The organism is Botrimarina hoheduenensis, assembly GCF_007859815.1.
Lineage (GTDB): Bacteria > Planctomycetota > Planctomycetia > Pirellulales > Lacipirellulaceae > Botrimarina > Botrimarina hoheduenensis.
In genome coordinates, this window is record NZ_SJPH01000003.1 from 429,761 (window position 1) to 441,553 (window position 11,793).

Annotated in this window: 12 protein-coding genes; 6 read left to right on the top strand and 6 right to left on the bottom strand. The window is 63.5% G+C overall.

Features of this window, described 5'->3' with window-relative positions:
* The 4 genes from Pla111_RS09090 to Pla111_RS09105 all read left to right on the top strand — a co-directional run bounded on the left by Pla111_RS09090 (position 1) and on the right by Pla111_RS09105 (position 4,163).
* A complete protein-coding gene (locus tag Pla111_RS09090; protein WP_146573517.1) occupies positions 1 to 1,782 on the top strand; it encodes a cytochrome c oxidase subunit I in 1,782 nt (593 codons plus the stop codon).
* 87 nt (positions 1,783 to 1,869) lie between these two features.
* Positions 1,870 to 2,997, top strand: a complete 1,128-nt coding sequence (locus Pla111_RS09095; protein WP_146573519.1) for a cytochrome c oxidase subunit 3 — start codon at positions 1,870 to 1,872, stop codon at positions 2,995 to 2,997.
* Between the two features lie 71 nt (positions 2,998 to 3,068).
* Positions 3,069 to 3,458, top strand: coding sequence for a cytochrome C oxidase subunit IV family protein (locus tag Pla111_RS09100; protein ID WP_146573521.1), 390 nt, complete (start codon positions 3,069 to 3,071; stop codon positions 3,456 to 3,458).
* A 228-nt stretch (positions 3,459 to 3,686) separates the two neighbouring features.
* Positions 3,687 to 4,163 carry a thioredoxin family protein gene (locus tag Pla111_RS09105; protein ID WP_146573523.1) on the top strand — a complete coding sequence of 159 codons (477 nt, stop codon included), beginning with the start codon at positions 3,687 to 3,689 and terminating at the stop codon, positions 4,161 to 4,163.
* 6 nt (positions 4,164 to 4,169) lie between these two features.
* Here Pla111_RS09105 and Pla111_RS09110 read toward each other — a convergent pair whose 3' ends face one another.
* From Pla111_RS09110 to Pla111_RS09135, 6 genes are all read right to left on the bottom strand, one after another.
* On the bottom strand, positions 4,170 to 4,613 hold the full coding sequence (locus Pla111_RS09110; protein ID WP_146573524.1) for a hypothetical protein: 444 nt from the start codon (positions 4,611 to 4,613) through the stop codon (positions 4,170 to 4,172).
* A gap of 23 nt (positions 4,614 to 4,636) precedes the next feature.
* Entirely contained in the window at positions 4,637 to 5,305 is a 669-nt protein-coding gene (locus Pla111_RS09115) for an RNA polymerase sigma factor (protein WP_146573526.1), read from the bottom strand.
* A 122-nt stretch (positions 5,306 to 5,427) separates the two neighbouring features.
* Positions 5,428 to 6,279 (bottom strand): hypothetical protein, encoded by an 852-nt coding sequence (locus Pla111_RS09120; protein ID WP_146573528.1) that lies wholly within the window; start codon positions 6,277 to 6,279, stop codon positions 5,428 to 5,430.
* Complete coding sequence (locus Pla111_RS09125; RefSeq protein ID WP_197524887.1) at positions 6,276 to 8,282, bottom strand: serine/threonine-protein kinase; 2,007 nt, start codon at positions 8,280 to 8,282, stop codon at positions 6,276 to 6,278. The genes Pla111_RS09120 and Pla111_RS09125 overlap by 4 nt, the downstream gene beginning before the upstream one ends.
* A gap of 72 nt (positions 8,283 to 8,354) precedes the next feature.
* Complete coding sequence (locus tag Pla111_RS09130) at positions 8,355 to 9,119, bottom strand: FHA domain-containing protein (protein ID WP_146573532.1); 765 nt, start codon at positions 9,117 to 9,119, stop codon at positions 8,355 to 8,357.
* A gap of 146 nt (positions 9,120 to 9,265) precedes the next feature.
* Positions 9,266 to 10,084 (bottom strand): hypothetical protein, encoded by an 819-nt coding sequence (locus Pla111_RS09135; RefSeq protein WP_146573534.1) that lies wholly within the window; start codon positions 10,082 to 10,084, stop codon positions 9,266 to 9,268.
* 289 nt (positions 10,085 to 10,373) lie between these two features.
* Between Pla111_RS09135 and Pla111_RS09140 the strand changes: the two genes are divergently transcribed.
* Complete coding sequence (locus tag Pla111_RS09140; RefSeq protein ID WP_146573536.1) at positions 10,374 to 11,006, top strand: hypothetical protein; 633 nt, start codon at positions 10,374 to 10,376, stop codon at positions 11,004 to 11,006.
* A gap of 69 nt (positions 11,007 to 11,075) precedes the next feature.
* Positions 11,076 to 11,468 carry a heavy-metal-associated domain-containing protein gene (locus Pla111_RS09145; RefSeq protein ID WP_146573538.1) on the top strand — a complete coding sequence of 131 codons (393 nt, stop codon included), beginning with the start codon at positions 11,076 to 11,078 and terminating at the stop codon, positions 11,466 to 11,468.
* Positions 11,469 to 11,793: the final 325 nt, after the last annotated feature.

The following is an 11,793-nucleotide window of genomic DNA, read 5'->3' on the forward strand; positions in this document are numbered from 1 at the left end:
ATGATCTCTCAATCACGCGAACACTCGCTTCTCGAAGCGATCGCCGCTGACCCCAGCCGCAAGGTGACCCCGCCCGTTGGGCCGAGCTACCTGACGAATCCGCCCGGCACGGGCTTCTGGCAGGGAGTGATGTCGTGGGTCTTTACGCTCGATCACAAGCGGATCGGTGTGATGTACTTGTGCGGCATCATGTTTGCCTTCCTGCTGGGAGGTCTGCAGGCCGGTCTCGTACGGTTCGAGCTGTGGGACGGCACGCCCAACCTGTTGGGACAGACGGAACAGCAGGCTCAGGACGCCTACAACCAGGCGTTCACGCTGCACGGGGCCATCATGACCTTCCTGTTCATCATCCCGAGCATCCCGGCGGCGCTAGGCAACATCTTCCTGCCGATGATGCTGGGGGCCAAAGACGTGGCGTTCCCGCGGATGAACCTGGCGAGCTTCCATCTGTGGTGCGGTGGTGCGATGTTCTTCGTTGCCACGCTGCTCACGACGGGGCTCGACACCGGCTGGACGTTCTACACGCCCTACAGCACGACCACTTCAACGAACGTCATCCTCGCCACAATGGGCGTGTTCATCCTGGGCTTCAGCTCGATCTTTACCGGGCTCAATTTCGTGGTGACCGTCAACACGATGCGTCCTAAGGGGATGACTTGGTTCAAGATGCCGCTGTTCCTGTGGGGCATCTACTCGACCGCGATCATCCAGGTGCTCGCGACCCCCGTGCTGGCCATCACGTTGGTGCTGCTGCTGTGCGAACGCACGATGGGCATCGGCATCTTTGATCCGGCTCGTGGCGGTGACCCGGTGCTGTACCAGCACTTCTTCTGGTTCTACTCGCACCCGGCGGTCTACATCATGATCCTGCCGGCCATGGCGATCATCTCTGAGGTGATCCCCGTGTTCTGCCGCAAGCATATCTTTGGGTACAGCTTTATCGCCTACAGCTCGGTGGCGATCGCGCTGCTGGGCTTCTTGGTGTGGGGCCACCACATGTTCACCAGCACCGAGAGCAAGCTCGCGGCGGTGATCTTCAGCGCGCTGACGTTCAGCGTCTCGATCCCGTCGGGCATCAAGGTCTTCAACTGGCTCACGACCATGTACAAGGGCTCGATCCGCCTCGCTACGCCCATGTGCTACGCGCTGTCGTTCCTGTTCCTGTTCACCATTGGCGGCCTGACGGGGCTGTTCTTGGGCGCGCTCGCGGTGGACGTTCACCTGCACGACACTTACTTCGTGGTTGCTCACTTCCACTATGTGATGATGGGCGGAACGCTGATCGCCTTCTTGGCGGGCGTTCACTACTGGTGGCCGAAGGCGTTCGGGGTCATGTACAACGAGCTGTGGGCTCGTGTGGCGTGCCTGCTGGTGTTTGTCGGGTTCAACCTGACGTTCTTCCCGCAGTTCATCCTGGGCACCCAGGGCATGCCCCGCCGCTACGCCGGCTACAAAGACGAGTTTCAGTTTTTCCACCAGCTCTCGACGAGCGGGTTTGTCGTGCTCGGCCTCGGCCTGTTTCTGGCGGCCGGCGTGCTGATCGCGTCGCTGTTCAACGGTCGCAAGGCTCCCGCCAATCCGTGGGGTGCCGCAACCCTCGAATGGAAGTGCTGCAGCCCGCCGACCCACCACAACTTCATCGAGCAGCCCTGGGTGGGCGAACCTTACGTCTACGATGATTTTGTGTTTGACCCGGACGAAGGGGGCTACGTCGAGGTGATCCCCGACTTGTCCCGCGGGGCCAAACCCGCCAAGCAGCCGGCCGAACCCACGACCGTCTAATAGGCCACCGCGCCGAAACAAAGACCCGGCACGCCGCTATCCACGTGGCGCTATACCCCCCGACCAAGTCGCTACCCCCGAAGCAAGATGGCCGACGCCGCGACACTAGAAGCTCCTGAAACTCAACCGCACCATGACGGCGGAGATCACGGGCACGATCACCACGAACATCACCCCTTCCATGCGCATCACTTCGACAGCATGGACCAGCAGTTCGAGGCCGGTAAGCTCGGCATCTGGCTGTTTCTGGCGCAGGAGGTGCTGTTCTTCTCGGGCCTGTTCGCCGCTTATACGGTCTACCGATACCACCATCCCGAGGTGTTCGTTAACGCGCACACGCACCTCAACGTGTGGTTGGGAACGCTCAACACGATCGTCCTGCTGGCGAGCAGCCTCGCGATTGCCTGGGGTGTCCGGGCAGCGATGCGTAATGATCGCCAAACGATCCTGTTCACCCACGTCTTCACGCTTGCCTGCGCTGCGCTCTTTATGGGCGTCAAAACGGTGGAGTACACGCACAAATGGGACGAAGGAATCAACGTCGCGGGCTTCTATACCTATGACGAGTCGGCTCACGGCCACGGGACGCCCGCCCACGGAGCTTGGCACGAACGGATGCCGGCGATCATCGCAACCACGCTCGGGGTTGGCTTGCTCGTTAGCCTGGTCGGGGTCTGGATGACTTCAGCCGACCGCGTGGTCTCGGGCTGGACCGTGGGGTCGATCGGGCTATCGATCCTGTTCATCGGCCTGGGAATCGTCGTTGCGAAGTGCGTCATGCCCGATGCTCGGCAGCTGGCCCTCATGGACGCGGCCCACGGCGGCGCTCACCATGCCGCGCACGACGACCACGGCACCGACCCCCATGCGGCCGAGAGCCATGCCGAGACTTCTGCCACGGAACCCGCCGCGGTAGAGTCTGCTGCCACTGAGCCTGCTGCAACCGACGCCGCCGCTGCTGAGCCCGCCGTTGCTACGCCGCCCGACCCCAACTTTGGTCCCGCCAACTTCTTCAGTATCTATTTCATCATGACCGGCGTGCACGCGGTGCACATTATCGCGGGCATGATCGCCATCACCTGGATCGTCGCGCGGACCGCCGCCAACCATTTCTCTTCCGACTATTACGGGCCGGTTGAGTACGTCGGGTTGTACTGGCACCTTGTTGACTTGGTGTGGATCTACCTGTTCCCGCTGATGTACCTGATCCACTAAGCCGGTGTCGTGGCTTGGTCAGAGTTGCCCAGCTCGTTCAAACTTTCTTCCTCGCTCAACCGTACGCTGCTATGTCCGCTCACGCCCACCACGAGCATCACGTCTCTAGCCCGCAGCTGCTGGTCACCACGTTCTTGGCGCTGGTGGCGTTGACGGTGTTGACCGTTGCGGTATCACAGTACGTTCATCTGAACGGCGTGCAGGTGCCGTTTGTCGATGCCCCACAGGACCTTCGCTGGCTCGACATCCCGATCACGCTCGTGATCGCGACCATCAAGGCACTGCTCGTGGCGGTCATCTTCATGCACCTCCAGCACGATAAGCTCTTCAACAGCGTGGTGCTCGCCGGCTCGGTGATCTTTCTCGTGCTGTTTGTCGGCATGGTGCTGCTGGACAGCAACGAGTACCAGCCAGATATAAAGAGCTATCTCGAGCAAAAAGCGGTCCTGGCTAACCCCTAGCCCCAAGCGAATGCTTGCGGGAGCGAATAACACCTCCACGGGCGACGCGCGGGGCTGCCTTGTGCGCCCCCCTCGGATGGGTGCCTTGTCGGGGGGGTCTCCGCAGCGACAGCGCTACAAGCGGTATTGTGATCCGGGTCACTCAGCGGCCATGGCGGCTTAGCCGATGTTCGTAGCTAGACGCCCCAGGCGTCGGTAGCCGCCCCATCGGTCCCCCGGAGTAACGCCATGTCTCTGCCCGTTCGCGCGCTGCTAGCGGTCGCCCTGCTGTGCGTTGCCCTCGGTGCCGAAGCCGCTTGGCCGTTTGGCTGGGGCGAGAAAGAGAAGCAAGCCGAGCCGATCGTTTGGCTCAACGACGTCCAACAAGCCCTGGATTCCGCCGCCGTAACGGGCAAGCCCCTGGTCGTCTACGTGACCTCCGAAGGCTGCCGCTACTGTCGCAAGATGGAGCACGATACCTGGGCCGACGCGGGAGTGGCGGGCCGTATCCGGGGAGGATTCACGCCGCTCCGGATCAACGCCTCGACAGACCCCGAGGCGGTAAAAACGCTACAGATACGCGCCTTCCCCACCACGGTGGTGCTCTCGCCTGCAGGCCGGGGTTTGGGTGCGGCTCAGGGCTATCTGCCGGCCGAGAAATTGACCGCCCTGCTGGACACGTTCGCGGAACCCAAAACCGCCGCCGCCCCCTCGCGGACCCGTTAGCGCCGCCTACCTGCCCGAGAGCCGGCCCACGCTCGACTGAAAATAGCGGCCGCGACGGGTTTCGGCCGCGGCTGGGCCATCGGCCGCGTTCTTCCCCTCGGTCTGGCTGTGCTTCTGTTGCAGGTCTTCAAGGTTGGCGAGGCACCAACGGCATTCAACCTGGTCGAGGTGAAACTTGACGTACCCCGCTAGCCCGCCGTCGGGTCCGTCTGGCAGCACACCCAACAGATGGCTGCCAAGTTGCTCGCGCGTGGGACACGTCAGCCGCTGATTTCGCCATATCTCTCCCAGCGAGTGCAAGCCCGCGTCGCGTCCTGAGACGATCTCAGCGAGGCGTTCGCGCAAGGCCGAGTCCTCGCGCAGCGCCACCTCGATCTCGCTCATCTGACCGGCGGGAGCGGCTTCGTCCAGATAAGCAATCAACTGGGCGGCGGAATAATCGAAGGGCATCTGAGGTGTCTCGCGGTGCGGGCTCAGTCAGTTTCTTGCAGCTCGGGAAAGACTTCTTCGTCCAGTCCCTGGGTGCGGACCCGTTTCTTGAGGTTCGCGAGAAAGTCGAACTTGAAGTTGGCCACTTGCTGCTCGGTCAGCCCCGTCGCGGCAGCGACTTGCTTGTTTCCCTCTCCGCGAACGAAGAGCAGCTCCATCGCCTTGATCTTCGGCCAATCCTCGCGGATGCGCCATGTGGTTAGGTGCTCGTCCAGAGCCGTGGCGAGAGCCTGCGCTTCAAGCCGCTTCCGCTCGCCGCTGCGGGCGATCGTGCTTGCGCGGCGATCCGAGCCGGGCATCTCCCAGCCCCCGCCGCCCCCCGCCGCAGAATCGCCGTCGGTGCTCGACAGCGTCACCGCGGGTCGGCGTCCTTCACGCCGCAGATAGTCCGTCAGCTTGTGGGAGGCGATCGAAAACAGCCATCCCTCAAGGGGCCGGCGTGTATCGTAGTTCGGCAGACTCGTTAGGAATCCGATGAACGTTTCCTGCACCACGTCTTCGGCCGCGGAACGGGCCGTGCCGATACGGCTACGAACAAAAGCCCGCAGACGGCCTTCGTACTCGTCGATGAGTCGACGCCACGCCTCGGGCTTGCCGCGCCGGATGTCGGCCACGAGCAACGCGTCGGGGTTATCTGCCGCGGCGTTGGTCATCAGCGCTAGCGTTGATCGTGGGGAGGGGAGCTTTGCGGTCGGATTCGTCGGGGAAATCGGGACCTGTGGGCTCCGAGGCCAAAAAGGAGTATCGCCCCGTTGTCGGCGCGCCGCAACCATAGTCACGTTTTCGACGAGCCTCCTGAAAGCACCAGGTAAAACATCGACAACACGGCCAACGCCGTCGCGCCCATGACGCCAAGACCCCGCACCGCGTTACGTCGTGTGCGAGATTCGGTGACTTTGGCGAGCCGTTCTCTTAAATCGTCTTGGGCGGCCGCATCAAGCTCGATGTTCCACGCGACAAGGGTCACTTCCCCGACCGAAGTGTCACGCTGCTCAATCTTTTCTTCGACACAGTGCTGGAGCGCTTCGCCCGTAAGCGCCACGTCGGCGACATGGGCGGCCGCGGCAAAGTCGTTGGTGAATTTCGATAACAGGTAGACAGTAAGCCAATCACGCGCTTTCGCGCGCACCGAGTCGCGTGCCTCTTCTTCGGTGGGAAAGGGATCCGATTCGAGAACGGCAGTTCGCGACCACATGTCGCTCGTAGCGGATACGACCGACTTCGGCGGAGCGGCGACTTCCACTACCTGCTCCGCTTTATAGTCGGTGATCTCGGCCTCCGGCTTCGCCGCGGTGCCGACTGGCTGCGTGGGACGGCTCGGTTCTTTCGTTACGGCATCGCTATCACTCGCGGCAAACTCAATCTGGGGTGGTGACGGTACGAGAGGAGGACTCAGCGGCAAGTGCGTCGCGACGTATTCATCGACGGAAGCGCTCTGCTGCTCGCTGGTGGGGACTGAGGATACAACCCACAGTGAGGCTCCGGCGATCAACAGAAAGCTGAGCGCGGCGAACGTCAGCGTCTTGCCGTTCACGTGCTTGATCAAGATGGCGAGCCCGGCAAGCAACCCGAAGAACATCATGGCCGCAACAAAAAGCCCGACCAGCAGCACACCAAAGCTCATCATAGATTCTCCTTCGCCAGACGGACGCGTTCTTCGTTGGAAAGCCAAGGACTAGCGATCTGCACCGCGAACGCGATGATCCCCGCCACGACCAACCCGATCGGTTGGGGGTACCAACAGAGGAACGACGCGGCCCAGGCACCGATGCCGGCCGAGGCAACGGCCCCGATACCAACCCGCTTACGGCGGAGGTAATCAGCGTTCTTGCCCAACTTCAGCAGAAAGAAGATCGCCCCGAAGTAGGCCATCGACGCCGTCAGCGGCACCGCGATCGAGTCGGGGGACCGCTCGACCGCTTTGTAGAGATCGATGTCAAATGCGTTCTCCAACACGCACGAATTGCGGGCGATCGAAGAATCGGGGTTGTAGGGCAACTCGATCTTGAGCAACTGAGCGGTTCCGAACGCCGTAGCGCCGACAAGTCCGCCCGCCAGCAATTGAATGTAGCGACGCGAGAAGCCATCGATGCGGGCCCGTTCCACAAGGGCGTTGACGATCAGCACACTCCAGGCCCCCACGACGCCGACCGTTGCAAACCAGGCCCCAACGGCCCAAGTGTCGGGTGATCCGCTCGTGACGAGCCACGGGGCGGCGACTGCTGCCGCAAGTCCGCTGACGAGGGTCGCCACGATCATCGAACCGACGAGCGTGCGTGCCTGCGTTCGTAGCGGTCGGTCGCGTCGCGCGGCGAGCGCCGCTTTGCGCCAGTCCACGAACCGCGCACGCTTAGCGTTCGGCTTCGCCCCTTCGGCGAAGGGTGTCGCTCCGGTAGCGGTGCCCGTGTCGAAGAACATCGCCCACACGAGGTAGTACAAAAAGTAGAACGGGAGAATCGCCATCGGGAGCATGAACGCCCCCGAAACAAAGAATCCCGAGACGCCGGCAAACAGCAGCAGGCCCTTCAACAGGGGAGGCGCGTCCCAAGCGTTCCAGCGTGTGCGGGCCGTATTGGTGAGTTCGACAAACCCCTGCCAGAGCGGCTCGCCAGCGGGTTTGGGGTGATGGGTGTGCGGCGGCCGCGAGACCGGTGACCAAACGGGCGGTGGCTCTGCTGGGGTCGCCCCGGGCAAGGCCGCGGCGACGGGTGCGACCGGTTGGCCGGAGTCGCCGGTCCCGGGCAGCATCGCGATCATCTGCTCGACACTGCTGACGCGCAGCTCAGGATCTTTCGTCAACGCACGCGCCACCACACTGCGGTATGGCTCGCCGAGGCGCGACAAATCGGGTTCGGCGGTTAAGTGCTTCATGAGCACTTCGCCAACGCTCTCCCCTTCAAACGGGGTACGGCCAGTAAGCATCTCGTAGAGGATTACACCCAGGGCGTATGTGTCGATCTCGCGACCGTAGCGCCCGCCCGCGATCTCCGGGGCCATGTAGTGAACCGTGCCGACCGATTCGGTTTGGCCGCTGCGACGGCTGGTCGAGATAAACTTCGACAAGCCATAGTCGCCGATCCGGACATCCTCGGCGCGCGGTGGTTCGCCCGCCGGACGTTCGAGGAACAGGTTGCCCGGCTTGAGATCGCGATGGACGATTCCGCAGCGGTGGAGGTGGCCAACGCCGGCGGCGACGCCCCGGAACCACGCGAGAGCCTCCTCGACCGGCATGCCGGTCGGATGGCGTTGGATCGCCTGTTCGAGCGATTCGCCCGGAACAAACTCCATGACGACCCACTCGTCGCCCGCGGCGTCGGTGCGGATATCGTAGAGCGAGATCAGGTTGGGGTGCTTCAGGTTAAGGCACTGCCGCACGCCGCGCAGCTCGATATCGAGGTTGCGGCGGATCAGCTTGAGGGCGACCTCTTTGCCGGCATCGCTCGTGGCAAAGTAGACCTCGCCAAAGCCGCCATGGCCCACGCCGCGCTTAATGGTGTATCCCTCGAGCGGGCGATCTCCGGTGCGGTAGAGGAAGCGGCCCCGCTCTCGGCGCGGCGAATCGGCGGCTTCTGCCGCGTCTTTCTCGCCACCGGGGGCGGCGGCCGCGTCGGCTTCGGGCGAGCGTTTCATCTCGTGGCGCTTTCGCGTTAGAGGAGGACAGAACATCGATTGTACCGAGCGGGCAGGGGTAAGGGCGGACGATCAGGCGCGTTCGATCGAGAAGCACAACGATTCCGCTTCAATGCGGGCTCCGGGGGGAATCGCAACCGGGCCCTCGGTCAGCACCGCCGGTCCGGGGCCCGAGACGCTCACGGGCCTGCTGGAGCGGCACAGGAGCCCGCCGGTTCCCTTGTAAAGCAACAGATCTTGGTGCCACTGCGGGCAGCGGACGTGGCTGTGAGGCTGAGGGCCAAGCACACAGCTCTCTGCCATTAGCAACACCCCATCCGCCGACGGAACGGTCCGATGGCCGCTGGCGACCGTCAGCCGTGCCGAGGCGCTCAGAGCGTGGGGACGCTCGAAGCGCAGCCGCACCGCATCGCCCAGGCCGATTTCGGCACCGTGATTCAAGACCGTGGCATCTTGCACCGGACGCCCATCGACCGTCGCGGCCCCGCGGGGGCTCAGCACGTACTGTCCTTCACGGCGGGTGAGGGTCGCGTGCCGACGCGACAGGTCCGCCTGCAAGCCCAGGTCGGGGCCGTCCGCATCCGCCAGGCTTCCGTTCGCTTGGCCGATAACAATCTCGTCCGCCAAGCACAGCAGGTATCCACCAACGCGATCGATCCATACGAGGTAACGCTCACCACGCGAATCGTACTGCAAGGGGATTGTCGCCACTCTGGGGGTCTCCAACGAGTTGTCCAGCAGAACCGTTTCTCGCAACCGTGACGACAGGCGGCCGACCTTTTCGGCTTGTTGACGGGGTGCCACGGCTAACGCGTGACGATCTGTCGGGCAGAACATCCTACCGCTCGCAACAAGGGAGGGAACAATCGTGTGGGAGACGATTCTCGGTCCGCATGCGCAGCAAACGCGAGACCAGCAGGTCGGCGGTAGCAGGCGGCGCGCTGCCCCCCGCCACCGCCGAGCGGCACCTAAAAACGACCGAGTCAGTCTTTCGAGACGCTTACCGCAACGGCTGTTGTGGAAGGGGCATCGGCCCGCTCCAGACCGAAGTACGCCGCCACCTGGTCGGTAATCTCAGCCGACTGTTGCGGATCGAGCTGGATCTCGCCCGGATAAGCGGCGTCGGCATGCGCCAGCTTGGCGGTCACGTCGAGCCGCGTGCGGATATCGGCGATCAACTCTTTCGCCCGGGCGAGTCGGCTGTCGTCGAGTGCTACGTCGGTGGCGGTCTGGGCGACAGCAACCAGGCTACGTTTGGCTTCGAGATTCACGAGGTCGGCTTCAAGCTGCTTCTGCGTCGAGATCATCGCCGTCAGCTTCAGCCGAGCGGCCTCGAGGTTGCCCTGCCGCGCATCACGCATGGTCTCCAGATGGGCGAGCGTTTCATCGGCCACTTTGTGCCGCGTAAAACGCCGCGAGAGATCTTCCGATACTTGTGAACGGGTGTAGGTCCGTCCGGCGTACTGGAAGACCCCCTTGCCGGAGGTGAGGTCGGACTGCAGCCGAACGATGGCGTCTTTGCCCTGAACGGCCTGCTCCGAGGCGGAGACAATCTGATCGTCGAGGCGCTCCAGGGCGATCTCTTCTTTAGCGATGACCCGCATCGCCTCGCGCACCTCGGGAGCAAGCTCGGCAACGAGCTGTCGGGCCCGATCGATCTGGAACTCGATCGGCACGGTGTCGGACACGCGGTCGGTCATCCGGTGGTAGGCCGTGGACAAATAGCTGCCCAGGTCAGAGCCAACCGTCAAGCCAGCCAGCAAGGTGAGAGCGAGAGCAGAAACGATGGTTTTCTTGATCATGGCGTAGTGCCTCAGGGATCGCGGCGTGTGGGAAGTCGCCGCCCCCTCAGGCGGCACACACTGAGCACTTCGCGGTCGTGGGGGGGATCTTGCCGAGGCAAGAAGAAAAAGCGGGCTTGCTGCTACCGCTTGGCTAGCCGGCGGGGCGTAGAGCGGGCGAACTCTCGCGGAGCAGATGCCGTAAGCCGTGTAGCTACCAAGGGTTGCTAGCGGTACGATGCTGCTCAGCAACCGCCTTGCAACCACCCCTTTCCTTTCCAGCCTTTCCAGCTCTGACATGAACGGACCGATGGATCCGATCCGCCCCGATGGCACCTGCACGGCGATTTTCACGAGCCCCCGACTCTTCGGATTGGGGGTCTTGCTGGTGATCGGCATGGCAGGCGGAATGGCGGGTTGCGCCGAAGGGCCCGTTAAGGCCGACCCGGCGGTTGCTGAGCAGCTGCGCGCCCTGCTTCAACTGTCGGAAGAGCCCGTGGGGGCCCAAACGCCGCTCGACTGGCGCGAATCGCTGGGTGAATTGGATCCCGCCGTTGAGAAAGACGCCCCTATCCTGCTGATGGGACGCGTGGGGGGCATGCCCAACCCCTGGCCCGAAACCGAAACCGACTTCCCCTGGCGCCGTGGGACGGCGACTTTCTTTTTGGTCGATCCGGCAACCGCCGACGAGTTCGCCGAGCACGCCGGTGAAGACGGTGCTGCCCACGCCGCCGACTGCCCCTTCTGCGCCCGCGAGGCCGCTAGCAAAGCCAACGCGGTGGCCGCCGTAACTTTTCTTGGAACCGACGGAAAAGCGGCCGGGATCGACGCCCGCGAGCTTTTCGGGCTTTCCGAGGGAGACACCGTAGTGGTCCGTGGAAAAGCAAAACTGCTCGGCGATGAGCTGTTGGTGGTCGAGGCGGACGGGCTGTTTCGCCGATAGGATCGGAGTAACCCGATCGTTATCCCGTACCGGCACACCGTCGGATCGCTTGCCAGGAACCGCGTAATCATGCCTCGCTCAGCCCCGCGCTTCTCGGCAATCGGCTTTCTCACGCTGCTTTTGTGCGGATACCTGGCCAGCGCCGAAGAGCCCCGTGTGCTCCCCACCGGCCGGATCGAGATCGCCATCGAGGACCTTCACTGCGGCACCTGCGCAAAACGGGTGGCTCGCAAGCTGTACGGTCTGAAAGGGGTGCAGAAAGTAAGCTGGGATCTCTCAGCCGACCTGGTGGTGGTCTATCAGCCGGCAAGTCAGCCCGTATCGGTGCTGCCCCTCTGGGCAGCCGTGACCGCCGGTGGCGTCAAACCGGCAGCGATCCGCTACGAGGCTATCCATCTGGACGCCGCCGCCATCGGTGCCCTGCAAGAGCAAGCCGCCGCCGATGCCGACGAGCGACGGTAGGCCCCAGCAGCGGGGCCCGAGCCAGCTCAGCCCCGGTTGCCCTGCCGCAGCATTTGTTGCGAAAAGACGACGCCCGCTGCGGTGGGTGCTTCGCCGCGGATTACCGCGGGCCGTTTTTTGGACATTTTGCAATCGGGGTCCGTAATCTTCGCGGGGCTCGCAGCGTCGGAATTGAGCGAGCAGCACACGGCCAGGCCGGCAATCAACGGCCACTTGAAGCCAACCACGGGGGTCGCAGCCGGCACAATCGGCAAAGTCGCGGCGTGCGCTGCGGCGGATCCGGCCAACTGGCCTGCGAGTTGCTACCTCGAGTGGGGCCGAGCCG